We start from the raw sequence: 20,492 nt of genomic DNA, 5'->3' as shown, positions 1-20,492 counted from the left end.
TGTTCCTGTCAATCAAAAGCGAACCAGCGCAGAACCCCAGGTGAATCCACCACCAAAAGCTTCCAGCAGAATAAGGTGTCCGGGTTTGATGCGGCCATCACGAACCGCTTCATCCAGTGCGCTTGGCACCGATGCAGCAGAGGTATTGCCATGGCGATCCAGTGTGACGACCACTTTGTCCATGGTCATACCGAGTTTTTTCGCGGTAGCGCTGATAATGCGCAGGTTCGCCTGATGCGGCACCAGCCAGTCCAGCATTTCACGATCAAGATTATTGGCCTGCAGCGTTTCATCAACGATGTGGGCCAGTTCGGTGACGGCAACCTTGAAGACTTCGTTACCTGCCATGGTGACATAGGCCGGCTGATCCTGATGGGCACGATCCTGATAAGGCAGCGTCAGAAGCTGCGCATAGCGACCATCAGCATGAAGGTGAGTAGAGATAATCCCCTGTTCTTCGCTCTGGCCCAGCACGACCGCACCCGCGCCATCACCAAACAGGATGATGGTGCCGCGATCTTCCGGATCCAGCGCGCGCGCCAGGACATCAGCGCCGATGACCAGAGCATGCTTAACCGCGCCATTTTTGATGTATTGATCGGCTACGCTCAGTGCATAGGTGAAACCCGCACAGGCGGCAGCAAGGTCAAATGCCGCGCAATCTTTGATTTCCAGCATTTGCTGGATCATGCAGGCGGAACTGGGGAAAGCATGGCTGGATGAGGTTGTGGCGACAATAATCAGCCCAACATCGTTCGCGTCAATGCCTGCCATTTCAAGCGCGCGTTGCGCCGCGCTGAATCCCATGGTGGCGACGGTTTCGTCAGGCGCAGCAATGCGACGCTCACGGATGCCGGTACGGGTAACAATCCACTCGTCCGACGTCTCCACCATTTTTTCCAGATCGGCATTGGTGCGAACCTGGCTGGGCAGATAACTGCCCGTACCGATAATTTTGGTATACATCTAGGCTTTGTCACTCCTGGCTAATACAGCATCAAGGCGCGCAGCAATTCGCTCGGGAATTTGCTGCCTCACCGCCTGCTCTGCCTGTTCTATCGCCACGGCGAAGGCGTGTTGATTTGCTGCGCCGTGACTCTTGATCACTGTTCCGCGCAATCCTAACAGACAAGCGCCATTGTACTGGTCAGGGTTAAGTTGCCCGAAGCGTTTCGCCAGACGTTTCTGGATTAAGCGCCCCAGCAACTGAAGCCACCATGACCGTTTTTTACCTTCCCCTGATGACTTCAGCAGAGAAAGAAACATTCTTACCACGCCTTCCATCGTCTTCAGCGTGACGTTTCCGACAAAACCATCACAGACCATCACATCCGTTTTGCCGGTGAGCAGCTCGTTACCTTCGAGGTAACCAATATAGTTGATTTGCGGTGATTCTCGCAGCACTACTGCGGCATCGCGGATGGTTTCCAGCCCTTTGGTCTCTTCATGACCAATGTTGAGCAACGCGACACGGGGCCGTGGAATACCAAGCACATGCTCAGCCATCACCGACCCCATCACAGCAAACTGCACCAGCATCGCACTGTCTGAGCCCACATTCGCACCCAGATCCAGCACCACGGTTTTACCCTGTTGCTGATGCGGTAAAACGGACATCAGCGCCGGACGCTTAATTCCATCCAGCGGTTTTAATAAGAGTGTCGACAGCCCCATCAGCGCACCGGTATTGCCGGCGCTGATGCAGGCCTGTGCACGTCCCTCTTTCACCATCTCCAGTGCCACGCGCATTGAACTGCCGCGACTGTTCCGGATGGCCTGAGCGGGCCGCGCATCACTTGCAATAACCGATTCGGCAGGGATCACCTGCAAACGCCCCGTCAGGGAGGAATCCGCTTTGGCAAGCAATGTCGTGAGAATGTCGGGATGTCCGACCAGAAGAAGGAATAGTTCCGAATGAGAGGCCAGTGCCTGCAATGCTGCAGGCACTGTCACGCAGGGACCGAAGTCCCCGCCCATGGCATCAATCGCCAGGGTCAAACGTGTCAAGGTATCGCCTTGCTAAGCAAGAAACTTACTTAACGATAACCTTGCGACCGCGGTAGTAACCATCCGCAGTGATGTGGTGACGCAGATGCGTTTCGCCAGAAACTTTATCTACTGACAGAGCAGCAGTGGTCAGCGCATCGTGTGAACGACGCATACCACGCTTAGAACGGGTGGGTTTATTCTGTTGTACGGCCATGGACCTTACTCCTATTACTTACGCTTTAAACTGGCTAATACGGCAAATGGATTTGGTTTCTCTGCCTCTGCAGGCAGTTTGCCAAAGACCATGTCCGCCTCGGACACTTCACAGTGTTCAGAATCGTGCACCGGAACGACCGGCAGCGCGAGAATCAGTTCATCCTCGACAACCGCCAGCAAATCGATCTCACCAAACTCGTTGACATCGACCGGCTCGTACGCTTCCGGTAATGCCTCGGCCTGCTCTTCAGAAGAGACAGGACTGAAGCAATAACTCACTTTTACGTGATGGGGAAAGGTCTGGTTGCAGCGCTGACAACGTAACGTCACCTGAACTTCAGCAGTACCCGTCAGTACCGCCAGACGTTGGTTATCAACCGCAAACGACATGGCACAATCCACATCACTGTCCACGCTAACGACCGACTCGGCCACACGCTCCACCTGAACAGATGTGTAGACACCCTGATAATCAAGGCGCTTCTGAGCAGTGCGGACAGGGTCCAGCGTTAGGGGTAATTTTACCTTTTGCATAGGGCGCGCATATTAACTTTGTAATGTCATAGAGTCAAAGAAAAAGGCCGTTAAACAGCATCTTTCAACCACTATTCGCATCCAGTGCGGCGCACAGTTTAAAATGACTGTCACCAATTCGCTATCACTATTGAAAAAAAATGACGCCATCGATTCTTTTAGCTTCAACCTCGCCCTTTCGGCAGGCATTACTGCGCAAGCTGGGCCTGACTTTTATTACCGCTGCGCCTGAGGTAGATGAGTCACCGCAGCCCGGTGAAACTGCCGAAGCGCTGGTGATTCGTCTTGCCGTGGCGAAAGCGCTGGCGCTGGCTGGAACCTATCCCCGCCACTGGATAATCGGCTCAGATCAGGTCTGCGTGCTGGATGGCGCGATCGCCGGTAAACCTCACACGGCTGAGAATGCGCGGGCGCAACTGCGTGCCGCCAGCGGTAAGGCGATTACCTTTTACACCGGACTGGCGCTGTTTCATCCCGCCAGTGGCAGGCTGCTGCAGTGTTGCGAACCCTTCGTGGTGCATTTCCGCACCTTAGCCGACGCTGAAATCGCCGGATATGTGGAAAAGGAGCAGCCGCTACAGTGCGCAGGCAGTTTTAAAAGCGAAGGTCTGGGAATTTGTCTGTTTGACAGGCTGGAGGGGCGCGATCCCAATACACTGGTCGGGCTGCCACTGATTGCGCTCAACGGAATGTTGCAGCAGGCCGGCATCAATCCTTTAACGGAGTGATGCCGGGTAATCGTTACGCCTTCAGCTGACGCAGCTTATTCAGGCACTGCTTCAGGCCCTCATCCAGCGGCGCTTCGACACGCATGACTTCGCCAGTGCCGGGATGGGTAAAGGTCAGTGCCGCCGCATGCAGGAACAGACGTTTCAGACCGGTTGATGCCAGCTGACTGTCAAAGTCACGTTCGCCATAGCGATCGTCGAAGGCGATGGGATGACCAGCATGCAGTGTATGTACACGAATCTGGTGGGTGCGGCCGGTGACCGGACTGGCTTTTACCAGCGTGGCAAACTCAAACCGCTCTTCCACTTTAAAACGGGTTTCAGAGGCTTTACCTTCGCTGCTGACGCGCACGACACGCTCACCACTCTGGAGAATATTTTTCAGCAAAGGAGCCTGAACGACCTTCAGATGCGAGGGCCAGTTGCCGCGCACCAAAGCCAGATAATCTTTCTGCATCCCCTTTTCACGCAGTTGCTCGTGCAGGGAACGCAGCGCTGAGCGTTTTTTTGCGACCAGCAGAATGCCCGAGGTATCACGATCCAGGCGATGCACCAGTTCCAGGAAGCGCGCTTCCGGTCGCAGCGCACGCAGCCCTTCAATCACCCCGAAACTGAGCCCGCTGCCGCCATGCACGGCCGTGCCTGAGGGCTTGTTCATCACCAGCAGCGACTCATCCTCAAAGAGGATAGCGTCCGCCAGCGAAGCGACCTTCACCAGCTTAGGTGATACGGCGTCTTCATCACGTTCCGCGACCCGGACCGGCGGAATGCGCACCTCATCTCCCTCCTCCAGCTTGTACTCTGGCTTGACGCGCTTTTTATTCACCCGCACCTCGCCTTTGCGTACGATGCGATAAATCATGCTCTTTGGCACACCCTTGAGCTGGGTGCGCAAAAAGTTATCAATACGTTGTCCGGCATTTTCAGCCGTGATGGCGACAAAATGTACGCCGGGATTCTCTGTTTTCATGGCGGCGATTCTAAATAGTGTCCCCTGATAGCGCCACCTCTTTTTCTGTGCTTAACTCTGGGGTTGATGTGATGGCAGGTCGCTTCTCTGCTGGCTTTTTCAGCAAACCGCTGCTTTGTCCGACACATTAGCAGGTTAGATGTAAAGAAACTTCACAAGCTGGCTAAAGTCGCCTTGCTATATGAAGGTTAGCAATGAAATAATGCCTGAGTTTCTTAACTGAAGCATTTCAGAGCAGAAACCGAGCGAAATTGTCATTTTGCCGGATTGAGCAGACACGCAGCAATGGCGTAAGACGTAATGCGAAATCAGGCACTTAGCGGGCTGCGGGTTGCGGCCTGGACAACAGTATGGGATGCACGGGTTTTCATAATCCTCTCAGGCATTTCCACTATCTGGTGCTGTTTTTCCTTATGAAAAACAGGCCACCGACGTTATTTGCGCCCCTCGCGCGGTCGACAGCCGTGAGGCTGACGACATTGCACTAAGTCACGGGGCCATCGGTTGATACTCGTCCAGGGTAACTATGCCCGCAGCTGTAATCACTCATGAAAGAATAACGAGTAAGTCACGATGAAAAGAATGTTAATAAACGCAACTCAGCAGGAGGAGTTGCGCGTTGCCCTGGTTGACGGTCAGCGTCTGTACGATCTGGATATCGAAAGTCCCGGACACGAACAGAAAAAAGCCAACATCTACAAAGGTAAAATCACTCGCATTGAACCCAGCCTTGAAGCTGCGTTTGTCGATTATGGCGCAGAGCGTCACGGTTTCCTCCCGTTAAAAGAAATTTCCCGCGAATATTTCCCCTCCAGCTACAACGCACATGGCCGTCCGAATATTAAAGACGTGCTGCGTGAAGGCCAGGAAGTCATTGTTCAGATCGATAAAGAGGAACGCGGCAATAAAGGCGCTGCGCTGACAACCTTTATCTCTCTGGCGGGCAGCTACCTGGTACTGATGCCGAATAACCCACGTGCAGGCGGTATCTCTCGCCGCATTGAAGGTGACGATCGTACCGAACTGAAAGAAGCCCTGTCAGCGCTGGATCTGCCGGAAGGCATGGGCCTGATTGTGCGCACTGCAGGCGTCGGTAAATCTGCCGAGTCGCTGCAGTGGGACTTAAGCTTCCGTCTTAAGCACTGGGAAGCGATTAAGAAAGCCGCTGAAAATCGCCCTGCTCCGTTCCTGATCCATCAGGAGAGCAACGTAATTGTGCGTGCTTTCCGCGACTATCTGCGTCAGGACATCGGTGAAATCCTTATCGATAACCCGAAAGTGCTGGAACTCGCACGTCAGCATATCGCGGCGCTGGGTCGTCCGGACTTCAGCAGCAAAATTAAGCTCTACACCGGTGAAATCCCGCTGTTCAGCCACTATCAGATTGAATCGCAAATCGAATCCGCCTTCCAGCGTGAAGTCCGCCTGCCTTCCGGTGGATCGATTGTGATCGACAGTACCGAAGCGCTGACCGCTATCGATATCAACTCAGCTCGCGCCACGCGTGGGGGTGATATTGAAGAGACGGCCTTCAACACCAACCTTGAAGCGGCCGATGAGATTGCCCGTCAGCTGCGCCTGCGTGACCTGGGCGGCCTGATCGTTATCGATTACATCGATATGACGCCGGTACGCCATCAGCGCGCAGTTGAGAACCGTCTGCGTGAAGCTGTTCGTCAGGACCGCGCCCGTATTCAGATCAGCCATATTTCACGTTTCGGCCTGCTGGAGATGTCCCGTCAGCGTCTGAGCCCGTCATTAGGTGAATCCAGTCATCACGTCTGCCCACGCTGTAGTGGCACCGGCACCATCCGTGATAACGAGTCACTGGCGCTGTCCATTCTGCGTCTGATTGAAGAAGAAGCGCTGAAAGACAACACCAAAGAAGTTCACGCCATTGTTCCGGTTCAGGTTGCTTCTTACCTGCTGAATGAAAAACGTGAAGCGGTTAACGCGATCGAAAAACGCCAGGGTGGCGTGCGGGCAATCATCGTTCCTGATGATAAGATGCAGACCCCACACTACTCCGTGCTGCGCGTACGTAAAGGCGAAGAGACGCAGACCCTGAGTTATCATCTGCCGAAGCTGCATGAAGCCGAAATGGCGATGCCGTCAGAAGAGGAACATGCTGAGCGCCGTCGTCCTGAGCAGCCTGCTCTGGCCGCCTTTGTGATGCCTGATGCGCCTCCTGCGCCGGTAGAAGTTGAGCCTGAAGTGAAGCGCGCTGAAGCTCAGCCAGCAGCAAAATCAGCCCCGACTGTTGCTGCACCAGCGACCGTCAGCACCGGTTTCTTCGGGCGTCTGCTTGGCGGCCTGAAAAAAATGTTCGCTGGCGAAGAAGCGCCAGCTGCTGCGCCAGTGGCCACTGAGGTTGCTGAACCGCAGAAAGCGACTGAAGAGCAGCAAAGCAACAGTGGCCGTGGCGAGCGCCGCAGCAACAATAACAACCGTCGTAACAACAATCGCCGTGAGCGTACGCCGCGTAACGGTGACAATGCACAGTCTCGTGAAGGCCGTGAACCACGCGAAAGTCGCGAGCCGCGTGAAAGCCGTGAACCGCGCGAAAGTCGTGAGCCACGTGAAAGCCGCGAGCCGCGCGATGGCAACGACAACCGTCGCAACAAGCGTCAGTCTCAGACGGGTGAAGTGCGCGAAGAGCGTCCGGCACTGAGCGAAGAAGCGCGTCAGCAGCGTGATGAGCAGCAGCAACAGCGCCGCGAACAGCGTGCTGAACGTCAGCGTCGTCGTCAGGAAGAGAAACGTGCCGGTGAAGAAGCGGCCAAAGCGGCTGAGCAGCCAGCAGTCGTTGCTGAAGCCCTGGACGTCACTGAGGCGCAGGATGATGAACGCGTTCAGGTTATGCCGCGTCGTAAGCCGCGCCAGCTGAACCAGAAGGTGCGTGTTGATGATAACCGTCAGCCTCTGCCAGCCGAAACCAGCGACATCCCCCAGCCTGCTGAAGTGCGTCAGTCACAGCCAGCTGACGTTGCTCAGACACAGCCTGAGTTGCAGGCTTCGCAGAGCGACGAGCAGGATGATAACGACAGCCGTGATAACGCCAATATGCCGCGTCGTTCACGTCGTTCGCCACGTCATCTGCGCGTCAGCGGACAGCGTCGTCGTCGTTACCGTGATGAGCGTTACCCGACGCAGTCAGCTATGCCTCTGGCCGCTGCCGCTGCTTCACCTGAAATGGCATCCGGTAAAGTCTGGATTCGCTATCCGGTGAGCCAGGCCAGCGAAGAGCAGGTTCAGAATGTAACGCATGAGACGCCAGCGTATAACAGCGAAGAGACCGCAGACGCGACCCCTGCGCTGCCGGTTGCTGCCGCCGTTGAATCGGTTGCTCAGGACGTGCCAGTGCAACAAGCCGGGTCGCAGGCAGAAACGCCAGTGACGATCGTCAACACTGACGATACCCGTGCTATCGACGCCCCGGTTGACGAGCAGCCTTCTGTTGTTCCGGCTGCTGATGAAGCCAAAGCGGAAGCTGTAGCGGCTGAAGCCGTGCCTGCTGATCCCGTCGCTGAAACGCCCGTGTCTCAGCCTGCTGAGCCTGTCACCGAAACAGCGGTGGCAACGCCAGCTGCTGAGGTTTCACAGCCTGCCGACGTTGCTGAGCAGTCAGCTACTGATGTCAGCGCAGAGATCGCAGCTGAGGTGGAAGAAGTGCTGAACGCGCCGGTTGCTGCTAACGCTGAAATCGCGCCCGTCAGTGAACCTCATGCCCCGGTTGCCGCTCGCGATATCGCGCCTGCAGAACCGGTAACGGCGGTCGAGCCTGTTTCATCAGCGCCCGCTGCTGAAACGGTGCCGAATGACGGTACGCGCTGGAAGCACTATGCCTCTGCGCCGATGACCAAAGCGCCTGCGCCGGTCTGGCAGTCAGAACCAGCTCCACACAGTGACTGGGTCCGTGCGCCGTATGAGTTCGACGGTCGCGGTTCTGCGGGTGGTCATAGCGCCACCCATCAGGCTACCGCGCCAGCCACAAAGCCGTAACGCTTAAGCTGTTGTGAACTGAACCCCGGTCTGAAAGCCGGGGTTTTTTTATGACGTCGATTCCCTCCTCAGGCAAATAAAAAATTAATACCACCCCGTTTAAGTCATGAGCCATCAGTAAAGACGGCGTCATGCACATCGGCCATTGTGACGTGTGGGAAAGTATCAAGCGTATGTGAGTGCGAAGTAGCGTGACGTACGGAATGGGAAAGCAAGAAAGCTATGCGAGCAGCCTCTCGCTATCAGGAAGCCTGGCTTTATGAAAAACGGCTGAATCACCGGCAAAAAAATCCCACCCTCTTTTAGCAGGAGGATGGGAAAACGTAAGCGCATCCGGTTAAAATACGCTCAAAATTTCAGGTCATACTACGAATTTAACTGGAACAGTGACATTTTCGACATATCAGTAAAAGTCTTATAAGAAGCCTGCAGAGCCGTCTGCTGCATGGTGTAGCTGGAAACTGTTTTCGTATAATCCGCGTCAACCAGGTCACTCATCTGTGAACTGTAGATGACTGAGCGATCGTCGCCCTGCGCATTTAGCGTATCAATCTCTGCCAGCTGGGTACCAATCTCAGAACGCACGGTCAAAACATTATTCAGGGCATTACCCAGGCCGCGGTTCGTTTTATCCATCGCTGCCTGAAAAGTGGCTTTGGTGGCAGCGTCAGCATCATCCTGCGGGACTTTCAGCGCCGCAATCGCGCTGTCCAGCATTGTAAACAGATTGGTTTCACTGGCGCTGCCATCCGGTTCTTTAGTGGCGTTGCTGGTGATCGCCATAAAAACATCATCACCGGTATGCGCGACGGTCATGGTGCGGCTGGTGTCGACCTTCTGAGTAATCGCTTCGGTGCCGCCAGCATAACTGACGCCAGTGCCTGCCGTATCGACAAACGGCGCGCTGTCGGTTTTATATCCGGCAAAGATGTAGCGTCCATTGGCATCCTGGCTGTTTGCCTGGTTCAGCAGTTGGGCGCGAATGCCTTCCAGCTGAGTGGCAATTGAACCCCGATCGTCGTCACTCAGCGTGCCGGTTGAACCGTTAACGATCAGCGTTTGTGCATCCTGAATCGCACTGGTGACGTTGTTCAGCGTATTTTCTTCCAGTGACAATCCCTGTTCGGCAAAAGTACGTGCCAGCGCATACTGACTTCCCTGCTGCTGGGTTTGAGAGAGCACCACAGCCCGGGACGCGGCAATCGGGTCGTCCGACGGGTTGGTCACGCGTCGCCCGCTGGAGAGCTGTTCGCCCACTTTGAGCCAGGAGGCCTGCGAGTCGGTAATACCGCGCACCTGCTGGTCAAAAATCATATTTGTACTGATTCGCATGTTATCTCCTGCCCTTAGCGAATATTGATTAATGCGTTAAACACGGTGCTGGCTGTCTGCAGCACCTGCGCATTAGCCATGTAATATTGCTGGTATTTCGTCAGGTTGGCGTACTCCTCATCAAGGTTGACGCCCGAAACTGACTGCTGGCGGTCGGTCAGCTGACTGACGACGCTTTTCTGGGTAGTGCTGGTCGTCTCAAGCGAACTGGTTTTATTGCCCACGGTACTGACGATAGTGGCATAGGCCTGCGACAACGTGGCGTTGCCGCCAACCAGTTTACTATCCTGCAAATCCAGCAATTTTTGCGCGTTACGGTTATCACTTTCACCCCCGGCTGCAGCGGCAGCTGCCACCTGTGATTCGCTGGTAATCGCTACGGACATATCGTTAATGACATTCTGTACCGGTTTTACAAGGAAGCTGTCTTTCGCGGCTGGTGCGGGCGTCGCGGCGACAGTAAGCTTCAGGCCATCAAAGCTTAACGTAGTATTACCACTGGCATCGGTTGCCTTGGTCATGGTGACAGCCGTGCCGTCTGAAGAGCGTGTCGCACTCCAGTTTGTACCGTCATAGCTGACGGTGTAGTTAGAGGCCTTCAGCGCGCTGGTATCGGTCCACTCTGCTGTTACAGAGGCAGCTGTGCTGTTTTTACTGTTGCTCACCACCAGCGGTGTGCCGATATTAAAAAAATCGACACCCTGATTACCGTCACTGTCATATCCCTGCTTATGGACGTCATTAAAGCTGGTGGTAAACGCCGCGGCTAACTGACCTAACTGGTTCTGTGCCAGATCGAGATCCTGAGAACGAAATGCCAGCAGACCGCCCAGCGATCCGGTAGTGATCAGTTTTTCCGGGATCTCGACGTTACCCGCCTGCTTATCGACATAGCCAATCGTGGTACGCGTTGGATCGCTGCTTGAAGCCATTGCGACCATATCGTTAGATTTATAGCCGTTCACCAGCGTCAGGCCGTTAGCCATAGATACTGTGTAATTGCCATCCTGCTGCGACACCGTTACGCCAACGACATTATTCAGGTCATTGACCAGCTGATCGCGCTTGTCGAGCAAATCATTTGGTGTAGCACCGCTGGCAGAACTCAGTTTGCCAATCTGCTGGTTAAGATCGGCAATCTGGCTGGTGAGGGTATTGATCTGCTTAACGCTGGAACTGATATCAGAATTGACGCTGTTCTGCATATTGTTCAGATATTGTGCGGAGGTCTGGAACTGACTGACCAACCCCTGCGCATTGCTGAGCATCGACTGACGTGCTGACGGGTCGTTGGCGTTGCTGACAACGTTCTGCAGGTTGGTAAAGAAGCCCTGCAGCGAGGTCGACAGGCTGGTCGTCGCGGTCGACAGCAGATCGTCAATGTTAGAAATCTGCGTATGCTGAGTGTCGACTGCACTGTAGCTCGCGCTGGCACCCCGCAACTGTGTGGCAATGAATGAATCATATTCACGTTGTACACCGGTGATGTTCACGCCGTTACCATAATAGCTATTACCCTGAAGGGTACTATTCGACTGCGCCAGTACTGTTGTCTGACGTGAATAGCCCGTCACAGTGTAGTTAGAAATGTTGTTACTGGTGGTGCTCAGAGCGGCCTGCGCGGCACTCAATCCGCTCATCGCGGAGTTAATTATGCTGGACATCTCGGTTCCTTACGTTCCCCGTCAACCGGGCTGGCAGACATCAAAGTGGGCGCCAGCAGGCGAAAACGCTTCTGGCTATAGGGATGTTATCGGCTTGCTTAAGTGAAACTTGAGGCGAAATAATCAGAACAGGTCGCCAATATCCTGGCTGTAAGCTTTGACGACTTTGTCGCCCATGCTTTTGAATTGCTGAATCATTCCCACCAGCTTTTGCGCATATTTCGGGTCAGTAGCATAGCCTGCCGCCTGTAACGCCTGCGCGCCCTGCTCTGCGCTTGAGGCATTCGTCACCGCCGCATAACGAGGGTTTTTGGTCAGCAGTCTGACGTAGTCAGTCAGCGCCTCGAAATAGGAGTTGTACACCCTGAAGCTGGCCCGGACTTTCTTCGCTGCGCCCTGCTCATATTCGGTGGTCATGATATCGGTAGTCTCACCTTTCCAGTCACCGCTGGCTTTAATCCCGAACACGTTATAGCTCGGCTTGCCGTCGCGGGTCAGGATCTGTCGCTGGCCCCAGCCCGATTCCAGCGCAGCCTGGGCCAGAATCAGGTGATGTGGAATACCACTCTGCTGACTGGCCGCCTGCGCCGGTTGCGTCAGCTGCGCGATAAACTCGCGGCTGTCGCTCGGCAGCCCCGTCGGTGATGCGACCGGCGGCAGACGTGGCATCGCCTTGCGTACCATCTGCTCCAGCTCCTGTGCCGGCAGCACGGTCGCCCCACTGGTGCTGAGAATAAAGCTGTTATCCAGCTTCATCGGCACCGTGCCCGCTTTTTCATCCGGCGCGGTGGCGGGCTGCATCTGTTTAACGATGGTTTCCGCCAGGCCGAGGCCGCGCTTGCCCATTTCCTGTGCAATCTGCTGGTCATACATAGAGGTAAAGAGTTTGGTCTGCTCGTTGCCCATAATGCCGTCCTGCGGCAACGCATCGCGCATACTCTTCAGCATCATCTGTACAAACATCCCTTCGACCTGACGTGCAACCTGCAACGCATGTCCTTTCGGATCGTTGCTCGCCTGGCGTTTAAGATCATTCAGGGAGCGGCTGTCGAAAGCCGGGCTCGTGACAGATTGCATGTCAGCCATCAGATAATTTCCAGTTTGGCACGCAGACAGCCAGCGCTCTGCATTGACTGCAGAATCGACATCAGTTCGATGGGTGACGCACCCAGCGCATTCAGCGCACGCACCACGTTGTTCAGATTGGCGCTGGCATTGACACGCTGCAGTGCTCCGCCGCTCTGACGCAGATCGATCTGGGTCTGCGTCGTCGCCACGGTCTGACCACCGGCCAGCGGTGTATCAGGCTGACTGACGTTCTGCTGCTGGTTAACCGTTACTGACAGGTTGCCCTGCGCCACGGCACACTGATTCAGTGTCACTTCACGGTTCATGACGACTGACCCGGTTCGGGAGTTGATGATCACTTTGGCATCTTCAACCGGAATCGAGACGTCAATATTCTGGATCTCAGCCAGCAGACGCACCTGCGCACCATTATTGGGTGACACGCGAATCTGGACGGTACGGGCATCCAGCGGCTGCGCTGCGCCATAACCGCCACGGGCGTTGATCGCATCAGCAATACGCTGCGCCATCGAGAAATCTTCATTGTTAAGCTGCAGGTTAAGGGTGTTCTGCGAGCCAAAGTTGCTCTGCAGTTCACGTTCAACCGTTGCACCGCCGGTGATACGGCCACCGTTCAGCTGGTTGACCTGAACGCTGCTGCCGCCCGCAGAGGCACCTGCACCACCGACCAGGATGTTGCCCTGAGCCAGCGCATAGACCTGGTTATCAACCCCTTTCATCGGCGTCATTAACAACGTGCCGCCGCGCAGGCTTTTGGCGTTACCCAGCGATGAGACCACCACATCCAGGTTCTGTCCCTGACGGGCAAACGACGGCAGCTTAGCGGTCACCATAACGGCTGCCACGTTTTTCAGCTGCATGTTAGTACCCGCAGGCACGGTGATGCCAAGCTGTGACAGCATGTTGCTTACTGTCTGGGTAGTAAACGGCGTCTGCGTAGTCTGGTCACCGGTGCCATCCAGACCCACCACCAGGCCGTAGCCCAGTAGCTGGTTATCACGTACGCCCTGTACCGTGGTTAAATCACGAATCAAGTCGGCTTTGGCCAGCAGGCTGACGCCCAGCAGCAGCGCCAGCCCGGCGCGTAACAGCGTTAACTTTTTCATTGAAACCTCTTACATCGGCGAGATGTTCAGGAAGAAACGCTGGAACCAGCCCATGGTCTGCGCCTCATTGATGTAACCATTTCCGACATACTCAATACGTGCATCGGCGACAGCGGTAGATAACACGGCGTTACTGGCGCTGATGGTGCGTGGGTTGACCACGCCCGAGAAGCGAATGAACTCCGTGCCCTGATTAATGGCGATCTGTTTTTCACCGACCACGTGCAGGTTGCCGTTTGACAACACCTGATCCACGGTGACGGTAATGGTGCCGGTAAAGGTGTTATTGGCGGATGCACCGCCTTTACCTGCGAAGTCGTTTTTGCCTTCGGCGCTGAGATTGGCTTTTTCACCACCTGCACCCACCAGGCCTGCCAGACCCGTCGGCACACCGCTCACACCAAAGCTGTTGCTGCCATCGCGACTGGCACTGGCTGAGGAGCTTTTGCTGGCGCTGACGTTTTCCTGCAGCGTGATGGTCAGGGTATCGCCGATGTTGCGTGGACGGCGATCTTCAAACAGCGGCTGATAGCCGTAGTTAAGTGGCGCGACGCCCTGGAAAATAGAGCCGTTTACCACCGGTGGCGCGGACGGCATCGGCTGCGCCGTGGTTGCCCCTTCGACCAGCGGAGTACGCGGGACCAGGGCACATCCGTTAAGAGTTAGCAGCAACGAGGCGACTAACCAATGTCCAGGCTTGAGAATCTGTTGCTTCGCCACGGTGTCACGACCTTATTAATGTCTGTATCTCAGGCCAGCACGGGCTGGCCCTGTTCGGGATTAAAGCTGGGTTAATTTCGCCAGCATCTGATCAGATGTGCTGATCGCTTTGCTGTTGATTTCGTAAGCGCGCTGCGTCTGGATCATGGTAACCAGCTCTTCCGCTACGTTAACGTTCGAGGTTTCGGTATAGCCCTGATAGAGCAGACCTGCGCCGTTCTGGCCCGGCGTGCTGTCCGTCGGTGCGCCCGATGCCTGGGTCTCTTTGTAAAGGTTTTCACCCACGCTATCGAGACCGGCGTCGTTCATAAAGGTGCTCAGCGTTAACTGACCGACCTGCGCGGCCTGAGCCTGACCCTGCTGCGTTACGCTGACCACACCGTCACGCGACACCGTAATGCTGGTGGCGTTGGCCGGAATAGTAATGCCTGGCTGCACCGGGAAACCGGAGTTGGTAACCAGCTGACCGTTTTGATCAACCTGAAACGCGCCATCACGGGTATACGCAGAGGTGCCGTCCGGCATCTGAATCTGAAAATAACCCTGACCGTTAATAGCGATATCTTTTGAGTTGCTGGTCTGCGACAGGTTGCCCTGGGTGTGCAGACGCTCAGTGGTCACCGGACGCACACCGGTACCGATCTGCAGGCCCGATGGCAGCGTTGTCTGTTCTGATGACTGCGTGCCCGGCTGGCGCATAGTCTGGTACATCAGATCTTCGAACACGGCACGTGAACGTTTAAAGCCGTTGGTGCTGACGTTTGCCAGGTTGTTGGCAATGACGTCCATGTTCATCTGCTGCGCATCAAGACCAGTCTTAGCGATCCATAAAGAACGAATCATGTTGTTATCCTCGCGCCTTAGCTCATGTTCAGGAGCTGATTGGCTTTTTGTTCATTTTCGTCGACGTTGGTGATGACTTTCATCTGCATCTCAAAACGTCGGGCGTTGGCGATCATATCGACCATGGTTTCCACTGGTTTGACGTTGCTGCCTTCCAGCACGCCAGGCATCACCTGCATTGTGGCGTCAGCCTGCAGTGCAGCACCGCGGGTCGCCTGCGTCGACGCAGTAGGACGGAACATGCCGTCATCACTGCGCTGCAGCTCCTGCCCGGTTGCCCTGACCAGCTTCAGCTTGCCCAGCTGAACCGTGGCGTTCGGCGAATCACCGGCGTTCAGCCCGGTGATGGAGCCGTCCGCAGCAATGGTGATTTCCGTACCCTGCGGGATCACAATCGGACCGCCATCGCCCATCACAGGATTGCCCTGAACCGTCAGCGTACCGTTCGGACTGATTTGCATATTGCCGTTGCGGGTATAGGCTTCGCTGCCGTCAGCGGTACGCACCGCCAGCCAGCCATCCTGCTGCACCGCCACATCAAGTGGACGCTCGGTGTAATCCATCGCGCCCTGACTCATGTCGGCGCCGGGTGTAGAGGCGGCGACCAGCGTACGGGTCGGCAGCGACCAGCCACTCACCGGCACCGCGCGCAGCGCATTCAGCTGTGCACGAAAACCCGGTGTTGAGGCGTTGGCGAGGTTGCTGGCGGTAACCGCCTGCTGATCCAGCGTCTGGCTGGCCGCGCCCATCGCGGTATATATCGCGTGATCCATATGGCAATCCTGTTAGCGAATTAACGTAAGTTAACCAGCGTGTTGAGAATCTGGTCCTGCGTTTTGATGGTCTGCGCATTCGCCTGATAGTTACGCTGCGCGACGATCATGTTCACCAGCTCTTTACTCATGTCGACGTTGGACGATTCCAGTGCGCCCGCCGTCAGTGAGCCGAAGGTGCCGGTGTTAGCCAGACCAATTGCTGCCTGACCGGATGCACTCGAAGCCTGCCAGACGTTGTCGCCTTTCGATTCCAGACCTTCCGGGTTTGAGAAGCTCGACAGGACAATCTGACCCAGCAGCTGGGTTTTCTGGTTTGAGTAGCTACCGGTAATGGTGCCGTCATCATTAATCGCGTAGCTGGTCAGATCGCCTGGCGCATAGCCATCCTGCGTCGGGCTGCCAAAGGTGGTAGTGCCGGTGTTCTGCTGCAGGCTGCCCAGCATGCTCAGGGTGATTGGCTGATTCGCGACTGCACCATTGGCGCCGCCCACGTTCAGCGTCAGGCCGACGGTGCCATCCGTGGTAGTACTGACGACTGCGCCGCTGGTATCCAGTTTAGACACGCTGGTCAGCTTACCGCTGGTGTCAAACGTCATGGTGAAGTCGCCCGCTGAGCTACCGGTGGTGCCATCAATGGTATGAACTGTCCAGCTGTTGCTGGTGGTGTCTTTCACGAAATACATGTCGAGCGCATGGTCATTACCCTGCGAATCGTACACGGTTGCCGTGGTTTTTTTGTTGTAGCTGTCCGTGTTAGCCGTCGAGAAGGTCGTCACGGAGGGGGTTGTATCCGTTGAATTCAGGTTAGCAACCAGACTGGCGGTAGTGGTAGCACGGGCTGACATCTGAGTAGTCGGAATCGTGATCGCCACCGGGTTAGCACCCGTCTGAATGGTGGCCGGTGAACCGCTTGCCGGATAACCGGTCACGTTCAGTCCCTGAGTGTTGACCAGATTACGATTGGCATCCAGCGTGAACTGACCATTACGGGAATAGAAGACGCCACCGCTGCTGTCGGTCATACGAAAGAAACCATTACCGCTCAGCGCCACGTCCAGACCACGGCTGGTCGTGGTGGTTGCACCGTCGTTAAAGTTCTGGATAACCGCGGCCACTTTAGTGCCGAGACCGACGTTTGAACCGGCGAACATATCTGCGAATGCGATAGTGCTGGATTTGAAGCCCGCAGTGGCGGAGTTGGCGATGTTGTTACCAATGACATCAAGGTTACTTGAAGCAGCACCAAGGCCGCTGACCGCTTGAGAAAATGACATGTGTGTGTTTCCTGTTTACTGGTTAATCAGAGAATCTGACGTACGTCGTCAAGGGTGGCGGAGCCCATCGTGCCGAGATCCAGTTTTGTGGTGTCGTCCGCCGTGCTCACCCCATTCACGTAGGCGTAGTTAAGCGGTTGTGCCACCAGTTGTGTGCTGCCATTACTTGCAGCAATCGCAACACTGTATTTGCCATCCGGGGCAGTTGAGCCATCACTCAGCTTGCCATCCCACGAGAAGGTGTGGACGCCAGCGCTCAGCGCGCCCAGATCAACGGTGTCGACCACCGAGCCATTGGCATCTTTAATTGTGGCAGTGGAGGCGGTAGAGGCGGAAGTCAGCTCTACGCCAAATGGCGTTGTCGTGCCGCTGCCTACCAGAATCTGCCCGCCATTAATCATTACACCATGCCCAATCAGCGTGGAGCTTTGCAGCGACTGGCTGGTGCTAATCTGGCCGGAGATCGATCCCAGCGTGGTATTCAGTTTTTCAATGCCGCTCAGGGTATTGATTTGTGCCAACTGTGTGGTGAGCTGGCTGTTATCCATTGGATTGGTTGGGTCCTGGTTTTGTAACTGCGTCACCAGCATAGTCAGGAACTGATTCTGCAGATCCTGCGCACTGTTACCGGTGCCGCTGGTGCTGGATGAGCTGAGGACGGTGGGGTCCAGCTTTTCATTAACGCCTACTGCGATAGCCATATTTTTTCTCCGTTATTGCCCGAGCGTCAGGGTTTTCATCATCATCGACTTCACGGTGTTGAGCACTTCGACGTTGGCCTGGTAGCTGCGTGACGCCGACATCGTGTTGACGCTCTCAGAAACCACATCCACGTTCGGCATCTTCACGTAACCTTTGGCATCAGCCATCGGGTTGCCTGGGTCATAGACCAGCTTCGCTGGGGTAGGATCGTCTACGACGCGTGCCACTTTCACACCGCCGGTCGCAGAACCGGGTGCCGCATCGGTCTGGAAGACCACCTGCTTTGCCACGTAAGGCTTGCCATCGGGGCCGGTGACGCTGTCGGCGTTTGCCAGGTTACTGGCACTGACGTTTAATCGCTGTGATTGCGCGGTCATCGCTGAGCCGGCAATGTCAAAAATATTCAGCAAGGCCATAATTATTGCCCTTGTAACACGCTCATCATGCCTTTGATCTGGCTACTGATGAGGGTGAGGTCGGTTTGATATTTCAGGCTGTTATCCGCGAACTGCGTACGCTCACGGTCCATATCTACGGTGTTGCCGTCGGCAGAAGGCTGGTCAGGAATGCGGTAAAGCATATCCATTGATGGCGCCCCGTTTGTCTGTGCTTCAATGTGGCGAGCTGACGTGACTTTTAACGCCATGCTGCTGCCTTCCGCACGACCATTGGACATCACCCGACTCAGCTCGCTGGCAAAGTCGATATCCCGGGCCTGATAACCAGGGGTATCGGCGTTGGCAATATTTGACGCCAGGATCTCCTGGCGTTGAGCACGCAGGTTGAGGGCCTCCGTTCCAAATTTCAGCGCCGCATCCAGTTTGTCGAGCATGTTTCCTCCGCGTATGAGAATTTCGAGCTCGCAGCTTAATTTGAAAAATCAAGTCGTCATCGTCTGAATAACGCCTTAAATGACCGCTATTTTGACAATTGAGGATTTTTCTTAAGGGGTACACTCCTCGCCATCATCAGTGAGGAACTGCACAATGCGTCGATATCTGACTCTGCTGACCAGCCTGCTGGTCGTGATCGCCCTGCCGGCTTCTGCCGGGGATCTCAATGCACAACTGAATCAATTTTTTAAAGCGCGTGACGCTCAGCATGCTGAAGGCATGGTGGTAGTGGTCCGCACGCCGAAAGAGCAATGGCCAGCCTGTGAGACGCCTAAATTCACCCTGCCAGGCAATAGCCGGTTATGGGGCAACATGAGCGTGGCGGCAAACTGCGATGAGAATCGCCGTTATATTCAGGTACAGGTTCAGGTCACCGGTTCCTATCTGGTGGCGACCCGGCTGCTGAGCCAGGGCAGCAGCGTCAGCGAAAGTGATTTCACGCTGCAGACCGGCCGCCTTGATACCCTTCCTGCCCGCGCCCTGCTGAATGCGGACGCAGTTGCAGACGCCGTAGTGCTGCGTGATATCCAGCCAGGACAACCGATTAATCCCTCCACGCTGCGTCAGCCATGGCGTGTTAAAGCAGGTCAGAATGTGATGGTGATTGCCAGTGGGGACGGTTTTGACGCCAGCGGTGAAGGCAAGGCGCTGAACAACGCCGCCCGCTCGCAGTCGGTTCGTGTGAGGATGGGAAATGGCCAGATTGTCAGCGGTAAGGTGCGAGAGGATGGGAATATTCTTATAACGCTGTAAAGTGTTAAAGAAGCCCGCAGTGCTGCCGATAGAAGAGTCAACAAAGCGATAACGCTATTATGATTCAGGTGGCAGACTTCCCCTGACCGTACAGGAACCCGAATATGAGCATTGACAGAACGCAACCTCTGAAACCCGCCAGCACCGTACAGAGCCGCGACAGCAGTGAGTCTGGCAGCAGCAAAGTGCGTCAGAGTGCCAGCCCGGTAGCAGCCACGCCCCCAGCGGCAGCCCAGGTCAGCCTGAGCAGCGCGCAGTCGCAGCTGATGCAGCCGAGCAGCAAAGATATTAACGTCGAGCGCGTTGAACAACTGAAAACCGCTATTCGTAATGGCGAACTGAAGATGGATACCGGCAAAATCGCCGATGCGCTGATTGCCGACACTAAGGCGTATTTAGAGGGTAATTAATTCCCATGAGTAATTTGCAGACCACATTAGATAAGATGCAGGACGTGCTGGCGTCGCTTTCAGCGGTGCTGGAAGAAGAACAGCAGCAACTGGCAGCGGGCAGCATTAACAGCAACCTGTTGCAGCGCATCACTGAAGATAAAAGTGCGCTGCTCAGTACGCTGAACTATCTGGATGAGATGCGCCGCACCGCTGAACAGAGTCAGGCGACATCGGCACCTTATCGTGGTCAGAACGACATGGCGCGCCGCTGGGACAGTATTCAGCAGCATACCCGTCGTCTGCAGGATGCCAATGTTCATAATGGCATGCTGCTGCAGCATCAGATTCGCTACACCGAAAATGCACTTGAAGTGCTGAAGCCGCATCAGACCCAGGCCTTTTATGGTCCGGATGGGATGGGCAAAGGTCAGGCAACGTTAAGTCGTAAAGCCTGAGCCGGCAAGTGAGTAGCGAAAAAAATCCCGCCTGGTGCGGGATTTTTTTGTCTG

The 20,492-nt window shown here is 55.4% G+C and carries 21 protein-coding genes; 5 read left to right on the top strand and 16 right to left on the bottom strand.

Annotated features, from left to right (window positions below):
* Positions 1–12: 12 nt before the first annotated feature.
* From QSK07_RS11440 to yceD, 4 genes are read right to left on the bottom strand one after another with little or no spacing between them, the layout of a single operon-like run.
* Complete coding sequence (locus QSK07_RS11440; RefSeq protein WP_098050954.1) at positions 13–966, bottom strand: beta-ketoacyl-ACP synthase III; 954 nt, start codon at positions 964–966, stop codon at positions 13–15.
* On the bottom strand, positions 967–2,007 hold the full coding sequence (gene plsX / locus QSK07_RS11435; RefSeq protein ID WP_285720669.1) for a phosphate acyltransferase PlsX: 1,041 nt from the start codon (positions 2,005–2,007) through the stop codon (positions 967–969).
* A 25-nt stretch (positions 2,008–2,032) separates the two neighbouring features.
* Positions 2,033–2,203 (bottom strand): 50S ribosomal protein L32, encoded by a 171-nt coding sequence (gene rpmF / locus QSK07_RS11430; protein ID WP_003849870.1) that lies wholly within the window; start codon positions 2,201–2,203, stop codon positions 2,033–2,035.
* Between the two features lie 14 nt (positions 2,204–2,217).
* Positions 2,218–2,739 (bottom strand): 23S rRNA accumulation protein YceD, encoded by a 522-nt coding sequence (gene yceD / locus QSK07_RS11425; protein WP_008925931.1) that lies wholly within the window; start codon positions 2,737–2,739, stop codon positions 2,218–2,220.
* A gap of 140 nt (positions 2,740–2,879) precedes the next feature.
* Between yceD and QSK07_RS11420 the strand changes: the two genes are divergently transcribed.
* Positions 2,880–3,467, top strand: coding sequence for a Maf family protein (locus tag QSK07_RS11420; RefSeq protein ID WP_098050956.1), 588 nt, complete (start codon positions 2,880–2,882; stop codon positions 3,465–3,467).
* Positions 3,468–3,480: 13 nt separating this feature from the next.
* On the opposite strand, the gene rluC is transcribed toward QSK07_RS11420, so the two are convergent.
* A complete protein-coding gene (rluC, locus tag QSK07_RS11415) occupies positions 3,481–4,437 on the bottom strand; it encodes a 23S rRNA pseudouridine(955/2504/2580) synthase RluC (RefSeq protein WP_285720670.1) in 957 nt (318 codons plus the stop codon).
* A 573-nt stretch (positions 4,438–5,010) separates the two neighbouring features.
* Here rluC and rne point away from each other — a divergent pair.
* On the top strand, positions 5,011–8,439 hold the full coding sequence (gene rne, locus QSK07_RS11410; protein WP_285720671.1) for a ribonuclease E: 3,429 nt from the start codon (positions 5,011–5,013) through the stop codon (positions 8,437–8,439).
* A gap of 366 nt (positions 8,440–8,805) precedes the next feature.
* Here rne and flgL read toward each other — a convergent pair whose 3' ends face one another.
* The 11 genes from flgL to flgB form a co-directional block, all read right to left on the bottom strand.
* Positions 8,806–9,771: a flagellar hook-associated protein FlgL gene (gene flgL / locus QSK07_RS11405; RefSeq protein ID WP_098050958.1), complete on the bottom strand. Its 966-nt coding sequence runs from the start codon at positions 9,769–9,771 to the stop codon at positions 8,806–8,808.
* A 14-nt stretch (positions 9,772–9,785) separates the two neighbouring features.
* Entirely contained in the window at positions 9,786–11,435 is a 1,650-nt protein-coding gene (gene flgK, locus QSK07_RS11400) for a flagellar hook-associated protein FlgK (protein ID WP_275219695.1), read from the bottom strand.
* Positions 11,436–11,558: 123 nt separating this feature from the next.
* Positions 11,559–12,521: a flagellar assembly peptidoglycan hydrolase FlgJ gene (gene flgJ / locus QSK07_RS11395; RefSeq protein WP_275219696.1), complete on the bottom strand. Its 963-nt coding sequence runs from the start codon at positions 12,519–12,521 to the stop codon at positions 11,559–11,561.
* Positions 12,521–13,630: a flagellar basal body P-ring protein FlgI gene (locus QSK07_RS11390; protein ID WP_033782629.1), complete on the bottom strand. Its 1,110-nt coding sequence runs from the start codon at positions 13,628–13,630 to the stop codon at positions 12,521–12,523. Before QSK07_RS11390 ends, flgJ begins: the two co-directional genes overlap by 1 nt.
* A gap of 9 nt (positions 13,631–13,639) precedes the next feature.
* Positions 13,640–14,350 carry a flagellar basal body L-ring protein FlgH gene (locus QSK07_RS11385; RefSeq protein ID WP_033732242.1) on the bottom strand — a complete coding sequence of 237 codons (711 nt, stop codon included), beginning with the start codon at positions 14,348–14,350 and terminating at the stop codon, positions 13,640–13,642.
* A 60-nt stretch (positions 14,351–14,410) separates the two neighbouring features.
* Positions 14,411–15,193, bottom strand: coding sequence for a flagellar basal-body rod protein FlgG (gene flgG / locus QSK07_RS11380; RefSeq protein WP_003849881.1), 783 nt, complete (start codon positions 15,191–15,193; stop codon positions 14,411–14,413).
* A gap of 17 nt (positions 15,194–15,210) precedes the next feature.
* Positions 15,211–15,966, bottom strand: coding sequence for a flagellar basal body rod protein FlgF (locus QSK07_RS11375; protein ID WP_098050961.1), 756 nt, complete (start codon positions 15,964–15,966; stop codon positions 15,211–15,213).
* Between the two features lie 20 nt (positions 15,967–15,986).
* Positions 15,987–17,243, bottom strand: a complete 1,257-nt coding sequence (gene flgE, locus QSK07_RS11370) for a flagellar hook protein FlgE (RefSeq protein WP_098050962.1) — start codon at positions 17,241–17,243, stop codon at positions 15,987–15,989.
* 26 nt (positions 17,244–17,269) lie between these two features.
* A complete protein-coding gene (gene flgD, locus QSK07_RS11365) occupies positions 17,270–17,944 on the bottom strand; it encodes a flagellar hook assembly protein FlgD (protein WP_098050963.1) in 675 nt (224 codons plus the stop codon).
* Positions 17,945–17,956: 12 nt separating this feature from the next.
* The gene (flgC, locus tag QSK07_RS11360) at positions 17,957–18,361 is read right to left on the bottom strand and encodes a flagellar basal body rod protein FlgC (RefSeq protein ID WP_010246371.1); all 405 of its coding nucleotides are present in this window, start codon (positions 18,359–18,361) and stop codon (positions 17,957–17,959) included.
* Between the two features lie 2 nt (positions 18,362–18,363).
* Positions 18,364–18,777 carry a flagellar basal body rod protein FlgB gene (flgB, locus tag QSK07_RS11355; protein WP_003849889.1) on the bottom strand — a complete coding sequence of 138 codons (414 nt, stop codon included), beginning with the start codon at positions 18,775–18,777 and terminating at the stop codon, positions 18,364–18,366.
* A gap of 154 nt (positions 18,778–18,931) precedes the next feature.
* On the opposite strand from flgB, the gene flgA reads away from it, so the two are divergent.
* The 3 genes from flgA (at position 18,932) to flgN (ending at position 20,438) form a co-directional block, all read left to right on the top strand.
* Positions 18,932–19,591, top strand: coding sequence for a flagellar basal body P-ring formation chaperone FlgA (gene flgA, locus QSK07_RS11350; RefSeq protein WP_061062159.1), 660 nt, complete (start codon positions 18,932–18,934; stop codon positions 19,589–19,591).
* Positions 19,592–19,695: 104 nt separating this feature from the next.
* Positions 19,696–20,001, top strand: a complete 306-nt coding sequence (gene flgM, locus QSK07_RS11345; protein WP_098050965.1) for a flagellar biosynthesis anti-sigma factor FlgM — start codon at positions 19,696–19,698, stop codon at positions 19,999–20,001.
* 5 nt (positions 20,002–20,006) lie between these two features.
* Positions 20,007–20,438: a flagellar export chaperone FlgN gene (flgN, locus tag QSK07_RS11340; RefSeq protein ID WP_033732237.1), complete on the top strand. Its 432-nt coding sequence runs from the start codon at positions 20,007–20,009 to the stop codon at positions 20,436–20,438.
* Positions 20,439–20,492: the final 54 nt, after the last annotated feature.

Source organism: Pantoea sp. QMID4, assembly GCF_030270445.1.
In the GTDB taxonomy this organism is placed as follows: Bacteria; Pseudomonadota; Gammaproteobacteria; order Enterobacterales; family Enterobacteriaceae; genus Pantoea; species Pantoea vagans.
This window is presented reverse-complemented; position numbering and strand designations above follow the sequence as displayed.